This is a genomic window from Dictyobacter halimunensis (assembly GCF_036245075.1).
This window is the reverse complement of sequence record NZ_BSRI01000002.1, coordinates 649,187-670,549: the sequence shown is the minus strand read 5'-3', so window position 1 is coordinate 670,549 and position 21,363 is coordinate 649,187. Positions and strand designations below refer to the sequence as shown.

Genomic DNA, 21,363 nt, shown 5'->3' with positions numbered 1-21,363 from the left:
GGAATGCGAGATCACTGAAGCCCATGGGAGAAACACTTAGCTTATTATTCTGTACGTGTGATGATGGTTCGTACGAGGTACAAATAAAGGATAGCTGGTCGGGGCATGCGGTAAGTGGACGTTTTGTGCCTCCATATGCCTCCAGGCAGGTAAGCGTGTTACAGAAAAAGTTGAACACGCTTGAAAGCAGCGATGCGGAATTACGTGGAATTGGCTATCGCCTCTTTTGCGCCGTTTGCGATATCGATCCTTCTCAGCGCCATCCAATGCAGCCTGCTGAGTCCTCGGTCGCATTTGTTCTGCGCAACATTATCCAGCGCACATTGAAGCGGCGGGGAACGGTCGCGTTAACGCTGATCTTTGCCCCCGGCTGCGAGGAGTTTGTGCGCCTCCCGTGGGAACTGCTCTATAATGGGAATCACTTTTTGATTGCCTCTGGGACTTTCACGCTCAGCCGTGCCCTCATGCGCCCGGATGCCCCTGTCGGCTCTGAATTGCCTGTACACCCTCCTTTTCGTATATTGTATATCAGTGCCTCTCCCATCAATTTTGCGCCCCTGGAGACCGAGCGTAGCTTTGAGGCGATGGAGGAAGCGTTAAATCCCTTGATCGAGACCGGCCAGATATTCCTGGACCGCCTGGAACCTCCTACTTTCAGCCAGTTTGTGCGCTACCTGAACTCATATGGGGGAGCGGGCACATTCGAGGATAGCGATACAACGCTTCCTTGCTATGTCGTGCATTTCGATGGCCATGGGGCCTATGGCAAGCTGTGCCCGAAGGATGGTTGTGAGACGGTCAGTAATCCAGACGCCCGTAAATGCATGGAATGTGGAACCTCGTTGAGCCGCGTACAGCCACAAACATACCTCTGTTTCTGCGATGAGGATGGCTACAACAATTTTATTGATACGCAATCGTTGCGGGGCGTGCTGGTCAGTAGCGATGTCCATCTCGGCGTCTTTGCGGCCTGCGAGACCGCTCTGGTCACCAATGACAGAGTCTCCGGTGGAAACGCACCGCCATCCCAACATCTGGCCGCGGTCGACTCGACCCTGGCGACCTCTTTAGTGACCGCCCAGGTACCGGCTGTAGTTGCCATGCCGTTCTCTTTGCAAGATGACCTCAGTCCGACCTTCATGTATCATTTTTATGAGGCACTGGCGGATGGCCGTACATTAGAAGAGGCGCTATCCCGGGCGAGACAGGCGATGTTACCTATGCAGCAGAAGAGCTGGTTTATCCCTGTGCTCTATCGCCATGTTGCCGAGGACGATGAGGGGCCGGTAGCTTTGATGGTAACATCTGATACGCGAGAGGACCATGCCCACCCCCTGACCCACCTGGGGCCCGCCATTTCATTTGTGGGTCGGGAACGCGAGCTGCGGGACGTTGAGCAACTGCTGACGTTGGCCGCGACGAACCGGCCTTCTCCATCCGCTCGCCGGAGTATGCGCAAGCCCCAGGGCTATCAGCATATCGCGTTGACGGGCTCGCCCGGCATTGGCAAGACCGCGCTGGCGCTGGAAGCCATTCGACATAATCGAGATAAGTTTCCTGGCGGTATCGTCGGTGTTTCACTGGAGAATGGAAAATTATTTAACGATGCATTGCTGGAGATCATTCATGCCTTGCAGATTCCCGCGCGCAATCTCGCCAGCAGTGATGCCCGGCAGCGTTCTCGCCTCGTCCAGGGTACCCTGCGTTCGCTGGCCAGTCGTGATCTTCCCACTCTCCTTCTGCTAGATGGCTTTGAATCGATCACAGAGCGCTCTGAGCTGGAACAGTGGCTAACGTTTTTGAACGGCCTGCCCCCAGAAGTAGTCGTGGTAGTCACCTCGCACTCAAATCCTGAGAGCATGCTGGTTACGGATGGGACATTGGGCCGCTGGTATGAATATCGCATTGGGAAGATGAGCAATAGCGATTTATTGACGCTTTTCACGGACCTGGCGGCCGCCAGTGGCCTGGATCAGCGCATCCAATTGAACGAACCACGCCAGCAGTTCATCTTAAAAGAGATCTGTGCCCTCCTGGATGGCTATCCCCTGGGAGCCGAGCTGATCTTTGGGACCGCCCGCACCATCGGTGGCCATATCTATACGCCAGAGGCAGCTACGCGTTCCCTTGAGGAGATACGCGATGAACTCTATGATAACCCCCTGGCCGGTATTATGTCTGTGCTGGAGGTCTCTTACCAGCGTTTAAGCGCATCGGCTCGCCTGTTGCTCTCATATCTGGCCGCGTTCCGCATTCCGTTTAATCGCGAGCAGATTGCGATGCTTGTCTCTCCTGATACCCTGTCGACTGCCCACGAGCCGATATCGCCGCAGGTGAATAGCGATGCACAGCCAGAACGGCCCGAACACCTATCGGCGCTGCTGCCCCAGCGGTGGCGGGAGGCTCGTGATGAACTGGTGCAGGCCTCAATTGTTTTATTTGATGGATATGCGTACTCTATCCATCCACAGATCCGCCACTTTGCCCTCTTGCGCTTACCGCTGGAGGAGCGCCGCCGGGTGCATCGCGTGGTCGCCGCATATTATTATTGCCTGCCCCATCCGAAGATGGAGGAATGGATCGAGGCGTTTGAGCACCTGGAAGCGGCGGGCGAGCCCCTGGATCTACATGAGGCGATCCAGGTCGCTTTGAGGGCGGCGCCCCCCTTGAAGGGCAGGGCCATTTTGAGGCCATGCAAAAACTATTGCGCCGCGCCGCGAGCTATGCGGCCCGCCTGGGAGATCGGACGAGCACGGGCTTAATACAATGTCGCCTGGGCGCTTTGTTGCGGCAACTGGGCGATTATGCCGAAGCAGAAGTATATCTGAGAAGCAGCCTCGCGACCCATCAGCGCCATCCAGAAGAGGCCGAGTATATTGGCTGGTCGCAGTATGAACTGGCTCTCTTGCTCCATGACCAGGGGGATTTTCCTCTGGCACTGACCTGTATCCAGCAAGCGGAAACACAGTTTAAGGAGTGCGGACAGGAGCGCGGCCTGGCTCGTGTTCTGGATGTTCAGGGGATGGTGTATCGCGATCAGGCTCGTTACGCTGAAGCGCTGCGTTGTTTCGAGCAGGCCATCGGTATCTGCGTGCAGCAGGGAGATAGGCTGGGCCATGCCAGAGCCCTGCATAATCGCGCCACGGCCTATGGTGCGTTGGGTCAATACAGCCGGGCCGTACGTGATTTTGAAGAGTCGTTACGCCTGTTTAACGAGCTTGATCGCCCGGTTGACCAATCATGGGTGATGATGGATAAGAGCGCCATCTACATCCTGCAGGGAAAACTGGACCTGGCGGAACAGTCCTGCCAGGAGGTACTGCCTCTCTTCCGCGAGCGGCACCTGAGGCGTGGCGAGGCCCTGACCCTGCGTACGATGGGGGATCTCTATCGGCAGAAGCAGGAGTTACAGCGGGCGCACAATTGTTATAGCGAATCCTGGGCTATCTTTAATGCCCTGGGCGATCGTATGAACATAGCGCTAACGATGTACCTCATCGGGTCTCTCTTCTTTCTGGAAGGCACCTACCTGGAGGCGAGAAATAATTACGAGCAGGCGCAGTTTCTGGCTCAGGAAAGTGTTATCTCCTATATTCAGGGCCTGGCGCTGGCTGGTCAGGGAGACGTTGCGGCTGTACTGCGTCAGTTCGCTGACGCGGAACGCCACTATCGTGAGGCTGAGCGCTTGCTGACAGGCTTCTCTTTGAATCGGGAGCGCCTGAATATTCTGTACCATCTGGGCACGCTCTATCAGACGCAGCAGCGCTATCAAGAGGCCCTCGATACCTGGGTACAGGCCCTGGCGGTAGGCGTAGAGGAGTCCTCGACTCAGTACAGGGATATTCAAGATAAGGTGCAGGCTCTGGTCGCTGATCAACACCTGGAGGCTGAATATCGTGCCTCGCGCAATCGCTTCAACCTGGTATAGTGTCTATTCCTGGTGTGGGGAGACCTTTCTTTACAGGTCCCCAATTTTTTTGTTGGGCTGCCTGGGCGCTGTATGCGGACGGCCACCAGATCGTTTATCGCCTACCACCTACAGTGTGCGCAGAACCGGTCGGGCCAGTAGCAGGTACAGCGAGTAGAGACCGACGATGGCGGCGCACAGCAATACTGTAAACGGGCCGCCAATCAACGCGATCAGTCCACTGGCCGGAAAATCACCGAGCGGCCGGATGCCCATAACCATCAGCGTGTTCAGGCTCATGACGCGCCCTCTCATTTGAGGTGGCACCCGTGTCTGCAGGAGAGTAATCGTCGTTGCCCCAACGCCGTTCTGCGAGATACCAAAGAGCAGTAGTGCCAGCAATGAGAGGCCAAAGAAATGGCTTAGCGCAAAGATCAGGAGCGAACCTGTCCACACCAGCAGTGAACAGAGCAGCAGCAAGCCCTTATATTTGAAGTCCCCTAACGAAGCCACCACCAGCGCCCCCAGGATAGTGCCGAGTCCCGCCGCCGAGAAGAGCAGTCCCAGTTGCGCCGCATTCAGGTGCAGAATCTGCGTCCCAAAGATTGGTAAAATTAACGTATTCGATGGACCAAAGAAGAGCAGCGCTCCATAGCCAGAGAGAACCCATGGCAGCGCTTCATCCCTGCGTACCGTACCGAGTGATGCCCTGATGGAAGCCAGTAATGGTCCCCGCCTGGCCGTGCTTTGTTCCGCCTCATCCTGGGGAATGCGCAGCATATAGAGTACGACTAGAACCCCTAAAAAGCTGATGCCATTAAGAAAGAAGTTGCCCGCATAGGGAAAGAGGGTATTGCCATTTCTGGCACTGCTAAAGATAACGATCATGACGCCGGCCAGGGTGGGTCCAACAAATGCCGAGCCATTGAAGACGATTGACTGCAGCGAAATAGCATTCATGAGGTCTTCCCGTGGTACCAGCGTGGGCACCAGCGAGGAGCGCGCAGGCTGGTCGAAGCTAAGCACCGTGCCTGAGCAGAAGGCCAGCAGAACGATCATCCAGACCTGTACGATACCGGTGATCGTAATAATGCCCAGGATAAACGCCAGGAGCATAGACAGGCTTTGTGTGACCAACAGGAAGCGACGTTTATCGCTTTGATCGGCGATACTTCCTCCTATAAAGGCAAATATAAAGAACGAAGCAGCCTGCGCCAGCGAGACGATGCCCAGCGCGATGGGAGAATTATGCGTAATCTTTAATACCAACAGGCTCTGGCTGACGATCTGCAGCCAGGTGCCAACTGATGAGACAATCAGGCTGATCCATAACAACCGAAAATCCCGGTAGCGTAAGGCACGTAATGGAGAGATTCTGCGCCTGGCTACGCGTTCCTGTGAAGGTTCTTCTGGTAAGGTGGGGACCCTGGACATTATAAGTATGACCTCTTTTTTTGATGACTTTGCAACGCTTAAATTTACTAAATATTATGACAAAAGATGCCTCAATAAGCAAATGCAGGTAATAAAAAAGGATGGTACACAGTCTGGAAACTCTGACGCGCGCACTTGTAATAATATATGGTGCGGGGACGGCGCTTAAGCGCCGTCCCCGCACCATATATTATTACAAGTGCGCCTGATTATTTCTTTGGCATGTGTTGGGGACGGGATAGATGGTCTTTTGTGGCGGGACCGCTATCCGGGCGTCGCTCTGACACAGGCTTGCTTAGTAGCACGTCGCTATTGAGAGGCGAGGTCACCTTGATCTCTTCATCGTTGCTCTCAATGGGATAATCAGGCGTATTGGCGGTCCATACTTTGAGTGGTCCAGTTTGATTTTCCTCTTCGCTGACCGGTTCGTATGGATTGGGCAGGTCTGCCGGAGGCAGGTTGCCCTCCAGAATGGGCTCTTCCTTGTGGCGCAAGATATCCTGGCGCCGAATGGGCTGCGTCTCCTGTTTTTCCAGGGCCAGTTGATTTTCCAGCTCATTCAGCAGATGGACGATCTCTGGCCGCAGGACACGGTTGCGCTCTGGAATACGGGTCCATTGCGCCTGCGCGGCCGGATAGTAGCCTGCGCGATAGCAGTAGAGGCCCAGCATAGATCTGGCATCAAAGATCGTCATACGCTGCCAGAGGGCCAGCTCTTCGGCTGGCGTCTCGATAACGTCTTCGCTGGCCTCTACTACTTCGACCAGGTGATAGAGCTTTAGACCTATGATGCGGAAAGGATAGCCATAGTAGAGGGCCAGCCGATGGCGCCGGGCCCCCGCCACAAAGTGCTTGCCCACAAAATAGTTCTTCGACCAGGAACCACTAGACCAGATCAAAATGGCCAGCAAAATAATCAGGAAGCGCCCGATATAGCGCTGCCATGAGAATGGTACCAGGCTGACCATGATGCCAAGGACCGCGAAGCAGGCGCCCAGCGCCCATGCTGCGTATACCAGGCGGCGGCGATCCCAGCCCAGCAGGTCGAAGTGATGATGGAGCGGCGTCGCCAGGAACGGCAGGGGAAATTCGGTATGCGGTACAAAGGTATTGGTATGCGAAAAGCGCAAGATGGTGAGATAGCGACGAAAGAAGCGCGTAAGCAGGCGGGCGGAGATCAAGGCTGATAGCCCCTCCAGCACAAACGCGCCGCCGATCATAAGCAAGAGTGTCTCGTTACGCGAAAAGATCGCGATCATCGCCAGCAAGCCACCCATGCCAAGGGCTCCGCTATCGCCCATATAAATCTTCGCGCGCCTCGTGGCGTGTCCACGGCGGGCGGCCCAGGCCGATGGCCAGTTCCAGGGGAGATAGCCCAGAATTGCACCCGCACCCAGTAGCGACAATACTTCCAGCACAACCCCATTTGGCTGCGTCCCCACCAGGCCGGTCACTACGATGCCCAGGCCCAGTGACGCGCTAAATACCAGTCCACCAGCCAGGCCATCCAATCCATCGCTGAAGTCCACCGAGACCGAGGTCAGGCTTCCGACCACGCCGGTCATTATCATCAGGAAAATGAGCCAGCCATAATAGCCGACAGAGCTACCCGCCACCGAGCAGATTTCCGGATGATGCGGGATCGGTGTGGGACAGAGGAACGTATTCAGGATCGGTAGATCCTTCCACAGGCTGTAAGAGATCTGGCCACTCTGAGGAAGCAGGTAAAAATAGAGCGCGGCCGCGCCTGCTCCAACCAGAAAGACGCCAGAGAATTTGGCGATTTCAGAGAGCCCTTCACTGCGATATACTTTACGCCAGTCATCAATAAAACCTACCAGGGCGTAGCCCAGCATCGCTCCTAATGAGATAAAGAGCAAGATCCATTGATCGCGTTCAAAGTTGAGAAGGTATCCCGAGGCGATGCCGATCCCTATAATGGCCAGGGTAAAGGCGGGCCCGCCAACCAGCGGCAGCTCAATCGTCCTGATCTCGCGTTTCCCTGTTGGGAGGTCGGCGCGATGAGTGCCGGGTTTGTGCTCACCACTGCGAAACTTGGGAAAAAGTAGCCTGGCCGCCTGGCAGAGTAACGTACTTGCAATAGCACAGCCGACAAAGACGACTAGTAATAACCACGGAGAATTCGGATTCATAAGTACTCCCAAGACGTAATGATGGCCTATACAAACGATGGTTGTTGCACAGCCCCCGAAAGGGGGGCTTTCACCTGGTCGCGTTGCCAGGCCCAGGCGTTGCTATCTTGCATGGTGCCACCCCTGTCTGTTCAGCTGCTCACGCGCGACCTTACGATCGTCCCAGGGAAGTTTCTCACGTCCCATGATGATGCTCTGCTCATGTCCCTTGCCCGCCAGGAGCACTGTATCGCCGGCTCCGGCATGCTCAAAGGCGGCGGCGATGGCTTGTGTGCGATCCGCGATGCACAGGAAATCTCTGCCTTCTCGTTTTCCCGCCGCGATCGCGCCATCGGCGATTTCGCGCAGGATCTTCTCGCGGTCTTCATCGCGCGGATCTTCATCGGTAATCACGAAGAACTCAGATTGCTCGGCTGCGATGCGTCCCATAATCGGTCGCTTTTGCAGATCGCGCTCACCGGCCGATCCAAATACCAGGATCATTTTGCCCGTGGTCAATGGACGCAGGGTGGCGATGACTTTTTGCAGGCTATCGGGCGTATGGGTGTAGTCCACGATAACGGAGAAGGGTTGTCCTTCCGCGATGGTCTCCATTCGTCCTGTGATACCCGAGATAGCCGCCATTCCTCGTTCAATATCGGCGATGCTGATCCCCTGACTGTAGGCGGTCGCGATAGCGGCCAGACTATTGCTGACATTGAAGCGACCGACCAGGCGTGTTTCGATGTGTGCCTCTCCATCCGGTAGCACAACGCGGAAGCTGGTACTTTGCGCTCCCAGGTGCAGATCGACGGCGCGCACAGCCGCCGGCGTATCGATCCCATAATCCAGTATAGGAACTTTGCAATACGGCTTCAGCACGTCGTAGCTTACATCGTCGCGGTTCAAAATAGCGACCGGGCGGCTATTGATGCCCTTATCTCGTTCGGGATCGAGCATCTCAAACAGGCGAGCCTTGGCTCTTCGATAGGCTTCGATCGTTTTATGGAAGTCCAGGTGCTCATGGGTAATGTTGGTGACCACGCCGACATCGAAGTTACAGCCATGGACACGGCCTAGCTCCAGTCCGTGGGAGGTTGCTTCGACGACGGCATAGGGCACCTGTGCGTCGACCAGCCGCCTTAGAAATTCCTGGATCTCCAGGGCTTCCAGTGTGCTCTGGCGGGTGGTATTCTCCCACTCTTTCCCATCCATCTTGAAATTGGCTGTTGTCATCAAGCCATTACGCCGACCAGCGGTTTCAAATAACGTGCTGATCAGATTGCTGGTCGTGGTTTTGCCGTCGGTACCGGTGATACCAATGGTGCATAGCTGGTCGGCTGGATAGCCATAAAAAGCACGGGCCAGATCAGCCAGGGCGACGCGGACGTTTGGGACCTCGATGTACGGTAGTGGCGGCGCCTGGTCATCTGACTGCAACTTTTCGCCTATGGCCAGGCTGGCGCCGCGTGCGGCGGCATCGGGGAGATAGAACTGTCCATCTGTATGGGTGCCAGGGACAGCCACGAAGAGTCCGTGTTCGGTGACCTTTCTGGAGTCATAGGCGATCGACATGATCTCGCTGGTTGGATCAAAAGTATATTGTTGTTGCGCGCGCCACGAGTATTCTGGTAGCGCATCGAGTAATGTATGTAATTGCATAAGTTGTTATTTACCATCAATATGTGTATGTAGGAACGACGACTGGTTGTTGGGTAGCGAAGACAGACGCACACGCCATGTACTGCGCGTCAATAGTACATGGTGCGCGCCCGATGGTAGGGACGCATCTCTTCCGAGCTTTGCCCCAGTAACCAGAGTCGCATATCAATTTCAGCTGCGGTTATTGCGTGTTCCTGACGCTGTAACGATTGCCGCAAAAGTTCACAGGCCCAGATTGTACAGGCGCGGATCTCTATTTCTTCCTCACTACCAGACTGAATGAGTTCTTTCGCATCAATCCTGCGGGCCAGGTGAACATCGTATTCCAATACATTATATTCTCGCAGCACCTGAGGGAGCTTATAATCGGCAAAAATGGTTAATTGGTCCTGTCTGGTAAAGTTTCCCCAATCCTGACCATGGAAAGAGCCATTGATATCGGCGACGGTAATCTGGGCGCGTTTCAAAAAACGCACTGGTTGTCCGCGATAGACGGCGACATCGCGAAATGAAGGGAAGTCTCGCTCTAGTAAGAGCACGAGTTGAATCGCATCGTGCGCGGTCTGCTCGATTGCGTTGGTGAACTGGCCTCCGTAACGCTCAAGCAGGACGTGGCCGACTTCGCGCGCGTTCAGAACGCGCTGCTCAAAGAGAGGGATGGTGCCGGAGCCCCGAAAAATATGGGCTATTGTCTGTTCTGAGATGGTGTGTAGATATTCGGCGTCCCACAGGGGTAGACCCTCTTCCACCGCGCGTTTCAAAGCCGCCGCCTCAGCCCAATAACCATTGAGTGTCTGTCCCTGGTAATCAATGGTCCAGCGTGGCTGGTCTTTTTCGGCCCAGAAACAGAAATTGAGCGCATCCAGCAACAATAACCAGTTGACGGTACGACCTGTGCCATCTGAGAAATGGTAGCGTTCATCCCATAGAGGCATGAGCGGTTTTTGTCCCTGCGCCTCTTCTTGTAGCCAATGTTTCCCAAGCTGTTCAATCTGTTCCATGTTGATTCGAACATGGCTGGCCTGATCAACCACCGCGCGTGTGCTGGTCAGGATACCCAGGGGATCGCTTGTCTGTCGTATTGTATCTCTACCATCCTCCGCGGGTCCGTATGTAAGCTCTGACATGGTCCTGCCTCTCTGCTTTTCTCGCTTCGATTCTACAAACAAACCCGGGTTTCGTCAATCATTCATCCATCAATGGATAAATGATATAGGTAATATCGGTTGATTCGCACCCTTCCCTGGTATCTGTTCTATCCTTGATGCCTTGCTTTTTATATAACGATGAGCGCTTTCCCTTTGGTGCAAGCCGATTTGACACGCAAATATTGCCGATTGTACACAGGTGAACCAGAATCCTGGGAGATCCTAAAGAAGCTCTCATTACTATGCAGCTTTCAAAAAAGCTGCTCAAAAAGAGCATAACTTCTCGTATAATATTCTCTCACGGTACCTTTTTGAATGGTACCCGCTTTTCTTGTACACAACGTCATTTTTGGTGAACGCATATAGTTGGTATATGTGCATAGAAATTTGATGTGTAGGAGAAAATGCGTATGACTACGGTGCGCCGAACAGCTAGCAGTGTTACCTCTCGTCAGTTAGAAGTTCTGGCTTTCTTGACACGGCGTGAGCACTGGCTTGTAGGTGAGGTCGCATCCGCTCTAGGAGTAAGCTCCGCGGCAGCGACAAAAGCGATCGCTCGTCTTGAGCGTAAGGGATTAGTAACACGTTCAGTGGATATCATGGATCGGCGGTGCGTGAATGTGCGCATTACACGTGCTGGAAATGAGGCTATACGTCACACTGCAAGACCTGTATAAATATAAATAGCACCTTTTGAGATGAAATATCTGGCGGTATTGCCAGTACGGAAGTTGTGTAGCATTTCTGTAAGCAGAAATGCCTTTACGACGCTTCCGTCCTGACATACCCTCTATCTTTAGCGTATTGCCATAGTGATTTCTGTAACTGGCGACGGGCACGTGAAATGCGGCTCATTACGGTTCCGATCGGAATCTGTAGTGCTTCCGCGATCTCTTTATAGGATAGCCCCTCAATATCGGCAAGGATGATGGCCATTCTGAAATTGGGGGGGAGATCATTGAGCGCCTTATAGACATCTTCATCCAGGTACTGGTTTAAAACTTCTTCTTCAGCACCCTGGCTACGCTCCTGGCCGCTTAAATCGCGAATCTGGTTGTAGAGATAAAACTCTTCACCTTCCGGTAAGGCCACGGGCGTTGGATGATTTGCCTGTTTACGATAACGATTGATGGCCGATGTATTGAGTATGCGAAAAAGCCATGCGCGTAGATTCGTACCTGGTTGATAGGTATGAGAAAAGCGGATGGCTTTTAGCATGGTTTCTTGCACCAGATCTTCCGCTTCCTGCGGATTGTTGGTCATGCGTAATGCGGTACGGTAGAGGCTATCTAGCTGGGCGAGCAGACCCGCCTCAAAGTTTTCCGAGGGCGGCTCTGTAGCCTGTACTTGCTCGTTCTCTCTATCTTCCTCAGACGTCGCTGTTAAATCTTCTGTAGGTAGCTCGTTGAATTGTGACTTATCCTGCATTAAACACTCCTCTGACAAGGGGCTCACCACGAGGTCCTCCTACTTTCTTTCGGAAAGTATTATCAGTATATCTTATAGGTCCAGGGAATGAAAGGGCTACCTAATTATGTTAGAATGAACAGATAGAGTGGCGAGCTAGTGTAGGAGAAGTTTTACTATGGAATGTTTAGATTGTGTTGAGGCGACAGCACGTTTGCATCTTTACATCGATCGCGAATTGAGCACCGAGGAGGTTGCGATCGTTCAGCAACACCTGGTGGGTTGCCCACATTGTGAATGTCGTTTTCATTTTGATTTAGAAGTAAAGAGGCTTATCCATGAGCGCTGTACGATTGAGCGTGCTCCTACCCATTTGCGGGAGGCCGTGATGCGTCTGGCTCGTGGTGAGCGTGGCAAGATTGACGCTGATCTGGCACACGAGATCAAGCGGGAAATCAAGGCTGATCTTGAAGGTTGCTAGTCTTGGGATTACCGAACTGCACGCAGTCGTAGGTAGATATGCGGGTATTTTATCGCATCGAGCTATTCTATCGAATGAATCAGGATAAAGGAATTCCAAGCGCCTGAAAGAGGGATAATTTGAGCTGAGCCAGCAGAAGCAGTTCTCCTGTGGCTGCCAGCAGCGCGAAGCCACAGAATGGAATGAGCTCTGTGTAGCGCGTGAAGGATTCATCGCGTTTACTGAGCAAGAGGATGAAGATAAGGTTGATGCCGCCCACAGCGGTGAGTAGACCAAGCGTGCTCAGTATTGCCAGCGGGTAGAGAGCCAGGCCACTCTGGGAGGCGGCGGCGTAGAAGCATACGAACAAGATGGGAAGGAACCAGCCTAACTCTATCCACGCCGGCAGGCTGCGCTGCGTATTGCCATGGCGCCAGATGAGCCCATTGATGACCGGGAGCACAAAGACGCCCATGGCAAGACCGGCAAGCAGACCACTGGCCAGGCGCAACAGGTTGTTTGGCTGATAGAGGTGCGCGATGCCCAGGTCAACGAACAGCGAGTTGGTGCCATCGACGGCCAGAAAAAAGATACCCACGCAGAGCGCGATAATCAGGGATTTTCCGGGAAGAGCCTGCGCGCGTCCTCGTTTCCTGATAAATAACATGATCATGGTTACAAAAAAGCCCAGATAGATGCCTGTGTTGCGTGAACACAGCGGCAATCTCTTTCCACCCGGGTAGAGCGAATGGGTGAGCAACTGGGCACAGATTCCACTATCCAGCCAGCGTAAGCGTTCTAGCAGGGTTGCGCCTGGCCACCATAGCGCGGCGACCAGCAGTGCGAGATAGAATACGGCAAGCAGGCTGGTCAGCCAGGGATAGCGCGTATTTCTTGTGGATACCTTCTGCTGAACCTGGTGCTCCATAATACCCTCTCGTATGATCCTTCTGTACCGACTTATAAGTTGATGCCCGAGTTAAAGAATGAATTGATATAGGTCAGCACATTGAAGAAGATCATACAGCCGACGATCATCATCAGGATACCGGTGGCGGTTTCAATCTTGCCCAGATGTGGCTTGAACCACTTGAGTGCCCGGCTCATCTGGTTAATGCCCAGCCCCAGCAGGAGGAAGGGAACGCCCAGGCCCAGCGAATAGACCAGGAGCAGGCCCACACCGTGTTGGAGCGTAGTGGCATTGGCCGCCAGAATCAAGATGCCCGCCAGGATAGGCGTGATGCACGGGGTCCAGGCGATGCCAAAGACCAGCCCCATCACAAGGGAGGCTGGATAGCCTGGATGCTCTGGAATAAAGGTGATGCGTTTCTGCTGATTGAGGAAGGGAATACGCAGTAACCCGGTTAGATGGAGCCCAAAGAGCACCATGATGATGCCACCAACCTGGCGCAGGATGGTCAGGTGGTCGCGCAAGAAGCTTCCCAGCGTACTGGCCGTAGCTCCCAGCGCCACAAAAGCAATCGTAAATCCCAGCACAAAGGTCGTGGCATGTAGGAAAGTTGTCAGGCGGGTTGAAATAGTGTGTTTGGTCGTGGATGACTGGTAAACGCTGGGCCCTACGAGTTGAGCGAGATAGATGGGGACCAGAGGTAACACGCAGGGAGAGAGGAACGAGGCCAATCCCGCGATAAATGCTATGCCCAGACTAATCTGTGTTGGATTCATACATGCTCCTTGAACAATTCCGCTTTCGTTTGCTTTATAGTATAGGGGTTTAGTTCAGACTGTGCAACGTCTTATGCTCCTCATTCTGCTGTGTTTTTTGCCACTTTTTGAGGATTGAGCGTGCTTCAAGGGCCAGATTCTGAATCGAGGGCAGGGTATCCTCTTGCAGGCGCGTCAGTTCGGTGAGCGCGTAGACGACGACCGTGTCTTCAGCGCATGTGATGCCTGCCAGCGCATGTAGAGCGGTAGAGGCGACATGTTCGTCGCTATCAAGCAGAGCCTGTAGCAGGGCTGAAATGGCCCAGCGCGCTTCTGTCTTAGCGCAAACGTAGGCGGCGCAGGCGCGGACGCCACTATCGCTGTCATCGAGCAGCAGTGATTGAATATATGGGCGTAGCTCTGGCGTGGCGTGCAAGAATTTGCCCAGGGCCGCACACAATTCCAGCGCCCTTTGCCTCAGCAGAGGGCTGGGCACATGCAGCAAGGCCTTGAAGACATCGTTCTTCATAACCTCCTGCCCTATCTCTTCCCAGGCTGACTGGCGGCCGTTGTTGCGCGCCTGCCAGAGCAATTGCGCCAGCGAGTCCAGCGCGGTCACCTGCAGATTTTCCTCGGAGGTGGCCAGCACGCGCAGTAGCCAGCGCACAATGTGTCCCCGCAGCGGTGCGCGTAAGGCACTGTGGAAGCAGCGTAGACACTCAATAACTTCTCCCTGTGCCGGATGCTCTCGATTCATCACAATAGTTCCAAACACAGCCGCCACATATTCACCCCCACAGGCAGCCAGGGTATAGCAGGTCTGTCGCCGCAGGTCGGGATGGGCAGATTTAAGCATAGGCAGCAGGCGCATGGTTAGCGTATGCTGGCGCATTTGATGGCGCAGGGTTTTGTCGCGCCGCGCGCTCTCTTCCAGGATGGTGAGCACAAGGATTTGTAAGCGCTCATCTGTGGTCTCCAACAATGGGTAGAGCTGCAAAATAGTCTGAGGTATGGTGACCTTGCCAAGGGCATGGGCGGCATGCTGGGCAATTTCAACGTCCTCATCGCTCAAGAGCTCGATCAGGCGCGTTGCCAATCTCTCTTGCTGTTCAGGCGTGATCTGCAATGGACGCTCAGTAGCCAGGATAAAGGTCGCTGCTTTTCGTATTTCATCCGGTACATCGGTTGATAAGAAGCACATCAGCACCTCGAGGCCCGCCGGATCTCCATTATTTAACAGGGCATACGAGGCGGTCAGACGCACTGGATAGCTTTCATGCTCGCCCTGGTGATGGTGGAGGAGCGTACAGGTAGAAGGATGCAGGCTATGCGCCCTGGCTCGCGTAGCCAGCGCCATGGTGGCCGCGTAACGAACCGAGCCCCAGGCTGTCTGCAATCCCAGGCAGAGCAATGCTTCATTATCCTCCTGCGGTATCAGCCCCGCGGCCTCCATAATGCTGGTCCATAAGACGGGTCCGGGCGCGTCGCCCAGGATAGGATGGCGCAGGAGGTCTCCTAATGGCATCTTTTCATATTGACTCAATTGGAGCAATAGGCGACTGGTATGCTCGTATTGTGGTGGCCACCAGGGCCATTCAGGCCTGGTGATCTCCGGGTAATTGCTGAAAGTACTCAGAACCAGGGGGAGGATCGTGGGTCCCTGTTTGGCAAGCCTGCGTGTGGCGCGTAATCGGGTCCGATATTCCGTTTTCGGACCCAGAAGAAGGGCGAGCGCCGCTTGAATGCTTTCTTGCTGCATAGACTACAAATACGCTTTCTTTTGCATAGATTGCTGGTTGTTTATGGGGTGGCCATTATTTAAATACAAGAGATCAACACATGTAGCACCGCCAATAAACATTGTGGACGGTGCCTTTATTAGTGTAACCGGTTTGCCAAATTGTTGTCGTTTTTATTGACGTGCGCCTGCCCTTTCTGAATTGCTTTATTTCTTGGAAGCTATTAGCGCTCCGGAGTTTTGAATAACTTGTGTAGTTGATCCCAGAAGCTAAGGCCGGGTTCCTCTTTTTCTTTCTGCGAGGGCTTTGCGCTCCCATCCTCATTTGCTGATTTTTGTTCTCCAGCCCCGTCTACTGGCAAGATAGGTGTGGTTGGTACCCCCTGTGCTGGCTGTGACTGTTCAGCAGACAGGCGTGAAAATCTCTGGGTAGACTGAGATGGGGCTTGATCTGGTGCAGGCATACGAGTGAAGCCCTGGGTTGATTGTGGTGGGCTCACAGGCGGTTGTGAAGGGGGGATAGCCTATCTATGCCTTGCGTGGATTGCCTGAACATGGGCTGGGTATTGCCACGGGAGAGAGGCGAGAAGCCCTGGGTTGATTGGGCCGCACGCTGCTGTGGAGGCGCTGAGATGGGCGAGAAGCCCTGGGTTGCTTGTGGGCGTACCGCTGGCGTTCGATGTGTATGTTGCTGCTCTACGGAGGCTCGGTAATTGGGAAATGCTGCCTGTGGCCTCCTTGGCGGTTGAGCCAGCTTTTTCTGCTGCTGCTGTCCATAGGGCGATTGCGACGTACGAGGATCATTGGTGGGAGGCGGCAGGTGAAGCTCACGAAGCTCCTGCGCCATCAGACTCGCCTCGCGATAACGATAATGGCGGTCACGCTCCAGGGATTTAAGGATAATCTGCTCCAACGCCTCGGGTAGTGCGGCATTGTGTAGGCGTGGTGATTGTAGCTGACCCTGAATAATGGCCTGGGTGACTTCAGGCATTGACCTGCCGGTGAATGGACGGCGTCCGCACACCATCTCGTAGAGTACAACACCCAGGGCATAGATATCGCTCCGATTATCCAGGGTGTAGCCCCAAATCTGTTCTGGCGAAGAGTAGTAAATGCTGCCGACCAGTGTGCGTGCCACCGTAATGACCTGCAGGCCAGGCGCGCGCGCCAGCCCAAAATCCATTACTTTAATTTTGCCCCAGCGATTGAGCATGAGATTTTCGGGTTTGATATCACGATGGATAACGTTGCGTTCGCGATAGGCGGCATCGAGCGCATCGGCAATCTGGGCTGCATATTCTACGGCGAAATAAGGCGCGATCGCGCCATCTAAGTTCAGAAGGCTGGCCAGCGTTGGACCCTGTACAAACTCCATGGCAAAGTAGAGCAATTTTTGCTGTTGCCCCGCATCATAAATCTGTACAATATTGGGGTGATTGAGACCCGCGATAATCTGGGCTTCACGGGTAAAGCGTGCCACATAAGATGCATCGCGGGCCAGACCCTGTGGGAGCACTTTAATGGCGACTTCGCGTCCTAATGCCAGCTGTTTCGCCCGGTAAACAACCCCCATTGCTCCCCGACCAACTTCCTCTTCAAGGTAATATCCGCCAAGAATGTGCCCTGCCAGTTCATTCATAGTAGGCTGCGACAAACGCGCGCTATATGGTAAACAGCACGCCGCATGTCGCTCTCCTTTCTGGTATGAAGAATTTGTCCATCCCTAGTGATGGATAACGGCTCTACGGCTATCGCAAAAAATCTCTGACCCCCATATTACAACTACTGCTATTGAACTAGACGGATGATGTCTACTTCTAGAGTAGCCGCGACCAAAAGTACCTTGCTCATGAAATGTATAGCCGTGAGTTTTTCACCTTTTAAAAGCGTAAATGTAAAGCATGAAATGCGCGCTCTGATTTTCTGCACGCATTACTTATACCAGCCAGTGGTAAGATCAGGCCACCTGCTGCATTGTGCCAGCATAGCAGCTATATATACTGATGATTATATATCATCATTTAAACGTGAAGGAGCTACTAAATTTATATCTATCTTACGTTATTTTATATTCCAATACATTATAAGTCCAGATTTTCTGTCCCCATCGAAAGAGTGTAGTTGAAGAAGCATTGTGTGGTGGTGCATGCGGGCGCATCCGCGCCCGCATGCACCACCACACAATGAGAGAGTGTCTGATTCTCATGATCATCGCCTGCAGCACGCCTGAGCTTTCGCACCTCTGGTGCTCACAAATCCATGATGTGTTGGTGCAACAGGGGCGCGAAAGCGCCCCTGTTGCACCAACACACAAAACCAGTGCGGCCGCGTAGCGGACGCGCGTGCGGGGGCGCTCACGTGCTCCCCAGGGTGACGAGAGTCAGACACACTTCTAGATAAAAAGGGTGCAAAGCCATGTTATGCCTTGCACCCTCAATGCCGTGATCAGCACTATTTAGTCGAGATAATCTTTCAGAATTCGGCTGGCCTGCGGGTGTCGTAATTTACGAATCGCCCGTTCTTCTATCTGACGTACACGTTCGCGCGTAACTTTTAACTTTTTGCCCACTTCTTCCAGCGTGTGATCATGGTCATCGATGAGGCCGAAGCGCAATTCAATGACCTGTCGCTCGCGTACTGTAAGTTGTCCTAGAACCTTGCGAATCTCTTCGCGTAGTAACTGCTGGTCAGTAATTTCGGTTGGTCCCCGCTCGTGCATATCCTCAATGATATCGCCGAGGGTATTTTCCTCTTCTTCCGAAAGAGGGGCATCGAGTGAGAAGACCTTTTCTGCCCAAATAAGTAATTCGCTCACACGCTCTGCAGTCATGCCGAGTCGCTCACCGATACTCTCAGGTGTTGGCTCGCGTCCCATTTCCTGGTATAGCTGGCGCGTGGTGCGTTTGACACGCATCACCTCTTCCATAATATACACAGGGAGTCGCACCACACGGGTTCCTTCGAGGATAGCACGTGTGATAGCCTGTTTAATCCACCATGTCGCATAGGTAGAAAAACGAAAACCTTTGCGGTAATCAAATTTGGTCACCGCTCTGATGAGACCGATGTTGCCTTCACCAATGAGGTCTTCCAGAGAAAGACCCTGGCCAACATATTTTTTGGCAATACTGACAACCAGACGCAAATTTGCTTCGATGAGATGGTTTCGTGCATCCTTGTCGCCCTGCTCGGCTCTCTCTGCAAGGCGCGACTCGCTTGCCGCAGAGAGCAGAGGAATGCGTGAAATCTCACGAAGATAGAGGCGTAAGCTATCGCTTTGTGCCAGGTTACTGATATCAGCTTCCGCTACATTTTCGCGTTCAGGTTCAGCCGCCTTATCACGGTCGCGTTCTGCGTTAAACATCACATTTCGTTCCAAGTGCTTGCTCTCTTCTTCTGCAACATGTACGTAGATCAGTTCAGTCTTGGCTTATTGTATCATACGTATATGGTATTGCAAGCAACAACATCCTCTCTTTGAAGATTGCCACCCACGTTTACTCTGTTTATTACTGTGTCGGCTGCCTGTCTGTTCTCAACAGGGTCTCTACACCTGGCCACGTGAAGTGTTGCGCCTTTTTTAGTATACCCATGAGAACAGCAAAGTGTGCTGCGTTATTCCAGTGGCCCTGGTAGAACCTATCCCGATGGATCTTTTTTTTGCCTGACCAGAGGACTTAAGACCCTGGTTATACAGGAGTATGGTAAGAAAACGGGTAGATTATTCACTGATAGTGTATGGTGTGCTATGATAGTGGCTGGGGCTGCCGACACAAATGCTTAACAAAAAAGAATATTTACTGTAACCGCCCGTTGCCTTGTAACGTAAATATGTTGCGCATTTCTGATCTGGTTGTCATTCCTGTTTATGTCTCGTGGAAAGTAGAGGTCCATGCTCGCTCATGAGCTTACCAGTCGCATTAACACCAGGAACGCTTATCGGAGGCCACTATATTGTTGGCAATCTGATTAATCAGGGTGGCTTTGGCGCGGTCTATAGCGGGGTTGATACGAGCGAAAAGAATCGTCCATGCGCGATCAAAGAGACGTACGACGTCACGCCCGCCGCCCGCCGCCAGGCGTTGATGGAGGCGAGCGTGCTATTTACCGTGAGAAGTCCTCATCTGCCGGAGGTATATGACGCCCTTGAGGCTAATGGGCGTTTTTATCTGATTATGCAGATGATTGAGGGGCAGAATCTGCTGCAGGTGTTGCGTTCGCGGGTGCCTGGTGGCCGGGTTGGCGAGCAGGCGCCAGGTCAGTTGTCCAGTGGTCCCTGTCGCGAACAGGAGGTTTTAAGCTGGCTGCTTCCGCTGATGGATGCGCTGCAAGAGCTCCATAGCCGCCGTCCACCGGTGATGCACCGCGACATCAAGCCCGGCAACATCGTGCTGACGCCAAACAATACCGCCGTCCTGCTTGATTTCGGTCTGACCAAGCTTTACGATCCTAACGCGAGCACCCAGACATTAGGGCGAGCGGTGAGCGAAGGGTTTAGCCCGCTTGAGCAATACATCGGCAAGACCTCGCCGCAGTCAGATATCTATTCAATGGGTGCGACGATGTATATCCTGCTGACCAATCGTCTCCCTCCCGTTGCGACCAGTCGCAGTGTACGTGATGAGCTGATCGTCCCACGCCTGCTCAACCCGGCGATCTCACCAAAGATGGAGTGGGTTCTGCTGAAGGCGCTGTCGCTCCACGCGGATCAGCGCTTTGAGAGCATGGGAGAACTGGCCCGAATCTTGCGTGAGCCATCATTTGACGCCTATAATGATCAAACCATCGCGGCCCAGATGGGGCCAGCGGGTCCCATTCTGACTCCCCCTCCCACGCACAGCTACGCGGGGCCGCACAATGATCCAACAATCGCAGTCCGCTCACCGTCCCAGGCGATGCCGCCGGTGCCGGTTCCACCAGGAGGCGGACCGCCAGCTTACAATCAAGCGCCATATCCATTTATACAACCGCAGCAATCTTACGGCTATAACGGGGGTGGAGTTCAGCAGCAGATCAGCTATCCCGCTGCGCCACAGGGTCAGGTAGGAGCCCCACAACCAGCGCCGGGATATGCTTATGCCCCCCCCATTATCTCCGGCCGAACAGAAGAAGCGCGCCCGTGCTTATGCGGCCCAGAATCGGCCTTTACCCAATCCGTCCAGCCAGGGTTGCCTGTGGGGATTAATCCAGGGCTGCCTGGCGGCCCTGATGGTATTAGCATTGAAGGAAGCGGCAGATTTTTACCTGGCGACGGTACTCGGCTTCCTGTTCTATGTCTTTGCTGGCTTTATGACCACGCGCCGGGGTGGTAGCCCGCTTCGCGGAGCCTGGGCCGGCTATTGGACCGGCATCTGGGGCACCGTTGTTTTCTGGGTCGGTATGTTGCTGGGCCTGTTGATTGGTGCCACCCAACGCTATCAAACCTTGATGACCTATAATCCGCAGGGCGATTCGCGCGCTTTATTTACGCAGGCCTGGAGTTTTGTGCAGCCGCAGTGGCCCGTGATCCCCGCGTTTCTGACCAGGCAAACGCCTTTCGTCAATTTTCTGTTCCTGATGCTACTGGGCCTGCTCACTGCCTGGATCCTTGGCTGGCTGGGTGGTCTATGGGGCCGTGCTCATCGGCAATAAAATGTTCAAGCTGCACGCCCCCGAGCGTGGGAAACGCAGGCGTCACCATTCTCTTATTTCAATGGAGGTGCAGCAAGGGCGCATCCGCGCCCTTGCTGCACCTCCATTGAAATAAGAGAAAACAGACCTGGCTGGATGATCGTATAGTCATCATTGCGTATAGAAACAGCCTGAGTGAA

The 21,363-nt window shown here is 53.8% G+C and carries 16 protein-coding genes; 6 read left to right on the top strand and 10 right to left on the bottom strand.

The genetic code is table 11. The annotated features are described in order from the left end of the window. The first annotated feature begins 155 nt into the window (after positions 1 to 155). Both AABA21_RS16810 and AABA21_RS16805 read left to right on the top strand, forming a co-directional pair. Complete coding sequence (locus tag AABA21_RS16810) at positions 156 to 2,762, top strand: CHAT domain-containing protein (protein ID WP_338252109.1); 2,607 nt, start codon at positions 156 to 158, stop codon at positions 2,760 to 2,762. Then, entirely contained in the window at positions 2,693 to 3,928 is a 1,236-nt protein-coding gene (locus AABA21_RS16805) for a tetratricopeptide repeat protein (protein ID WP_338252107.1), read from the top strand. The genes AABA21_RS16810 and AABA21_RS16805 overlap by 70 nt, the downstream gene beginning before the upstream one ends. Before the next feature lie 108 nt (positions 3,929 to 4,036). Here the strand turns inward: AABA21_RS16805 and AABA21_RS16800 are convergent, their stop codons facing one another. The 4 genes from AABA21_RS16800 to AABA21_RS16785 form a co-directional block, all read right to left on the bottom strand. Then, positions 4,037 to 5,341, bottom strand: a complete 1,305-nt coding sequence (locus AABA21_RS16800) for an MFS transporter (protein WP_338252105.1) — start codon at positions 5,339 to 5,341, stop codon at positions 4,037 to 4,039. Between the two features lie 209 nt (positions 5,342 to 5,550). Next, entirely contained in the window at positions 5,551 to 7,494 is a 1,944-nt protein-coding gene (locus tag AABA21_RS16795; protein WP_338252103.1) for an MraY family glycosyltransferase, read from the bottom strand. 102 nt (positions 7,495 to 7,596) lie between these two features. Next, the gene (locus AABA21_RS16790) at positions 7,597 to 9,135 is read right to left on the bottom strand and encodes a UDP-N-acetylmuramoyl-L-alanyl-D-glutamate--2,6-diaminopimelate ligase (protein ID WP_338252102.1); all 1,539 of its coding nucleotides are present in this window, start codon (positions 9,133 to 9,135) and stop codon (positions 7,597 to 7,599) included. 89 nt (positions 9,136 to 9,224) lie between these two features. Next, the gene (locus AABA21_RS16785; RefSeq protein ID WP_338252100.1) at positions 9,225 to 10,262 is read right to left on the bottom strand and encodes a queuosine 5'-phosphate N-glycosylase/hydrolase; all 1,038 of its coding nucleotides are present in this window, start codon (positions 10,260 to 10,262) and stop codon (positions 9,225 to 9,227) included. Positions 10,263 to 10,687: 425 nt separating this feature from the next. On the opposite strand from AABA21_RS16785, the gene AABA21_RS39430 reads away from it, so the two are divergent. Continuing rightward, a complete protein-coding gene (locus AABA21_RS39430; RefSeq protein WP_420917159.1) occupies positions 10,688 to 10,960 on the top strand; it encodes a MarR family transcriptional regulator in 273 nt (90 codons plus the stop codon). An 85-nt stretch (positions 10,961 to 11,045) separates the two neighbouring features. Here the strand turns inward: AABA21_RS39430 and AABA21_RS16780 are convergent, their stop codons facing one another. After that, the gene (locus AABA21_RS16780) at positions 11,046 to 11,711 is read right to left on the bottom strand and encodes a sigma-70 family RNA polymerase sigma factor (protein ID WP_338252098.1); all 666 of its coding nucleotides are present in this window, start codon (positions 11,709 to 11,711) and stop codon (positions 11,046 to 11,048) included. Between the two features lie 157 nt (positions 11,712 to 11,868). Between AABA21_RS16780 and AABA21_RS16775 the strand changes: the two genes are divergently transcribed. After that, a complete protein-coding gene (locus AABA21_RS16775) occupies positions 11,869 to 12,171 on the top strand; it encodes an anti-sigma factor family protein (protein ID WP_338252096.1) in 303 nt (100 codons plus the stop codon). 79 nt (positions 12,172 to 12,250) lie between these two features. On the opposite strand, the gene AABA21_RS16770 is transcribed toward AABA21_RS16775, so the two are convergent. The 5 genes from AABA21_RS16770 to AABA21_RS16750 form a co-directional block, all read right to left on the bottom strand. Further along, on the bottom strand, positions 12,251 to 13,078 hold the full coding sequence (locus tag AABA21_RS16770) for a DUF2085 domain-containing protein (protein WP_338252095.1): 828 nt from the start codon (positions 13,076 to 13,078) through the stop codon (positions 12,251 to 12,253). 32 nt (positions 13,079 to 13,110) lie between these two features. Then, the gene (locus AABA21_RS16765) at positions 13,111 to 13,836 is read right to left on the bottom strand and encodes a cytochrome c biogenesis CcdA family protein (protein WP_338252093.1); all 726 of its coding nucleotides are present in this window, start codon (positions 13,834 to 13,836) and stop codon (positions 13,111 to 13,113) included. A 49-nt stretch (positions 13,837 to 13,885) separates the two neighbouring features. Continuing rightward, a complete protein-coding gene (locus AABA21_RS16760) occupies positions 13,886 to 15,574 on the bottom strand; it encodes a HEAT repeat domain-containing protein (protein ID WP_338252091.1) in 1,689 nt (562 codons plus the stop codon). Positions 15,575 to 16,049: 475 nt separating this feature from the next. Further along, positions 16,050 to 17,192 carry a protein kinase domain-containing protein gene (locus AABA21_RS16755; protein WP_338252088.1) on the bottom strand — a complete coding sequence of 381 codons (1,143 nt, stop codon included), beginning with the start codon at positions 17,190 to 17,192 and terminating at the stop codon, positions 16,050 to 16,052. Between the two features lie 816 nt (positions 17,193 to 18,008). Further along, positions 18,009 to 18,932 (bottom strand): sigma-70 family RNA polymerase sigma factor, encoded by a 924-nt coding sequence (locus AABA21_RS16750; protein ID WP_235845575.1) that lies wholly within the window; start codon positions 18,930 to 18,932, stop codon positions 18,009 to 18,011. A 523-nt stretch (positions 18,933 to 19,455) separates the two neighbouring features. Here AABA21_RS16750 and AABA21_RS16745 point away from each other — a divergent pair. Together AABA21_RS16745 and AABA21_RS16740 are read left to right on the top strand one after the other, a co-directional pair. Continuing rightward, a complete protein-coding gene (locus AABA21_RS16745) occupies positions 19,456 to 20,865 on the top strand; it encodes a serine/threonine protein kinase (RefSeq protein WP_338252083.1) in 1,410 nt (469 codons plus the stop codon). Further along, positions 20,774 to 21,184 carry a hypothetical protein gene (locus AABA21_RS16740; RefSeq protein WP_338252082.1) on the top strand — a complete coding sequence of 137 codons (411 nt, stop codon included), beginning with the start codon at positions 20,774 to 20,776 and terminating at the stop codon, positions 21,182 to 21,184. Before AABA21_RS16745 ends, AABA21_RS16740 begins: the two co-directional genes overlap by 92 nt. The last annotated feature ends 179 nt before the right edge of the window (positions 21,185 to 21,363 follow it).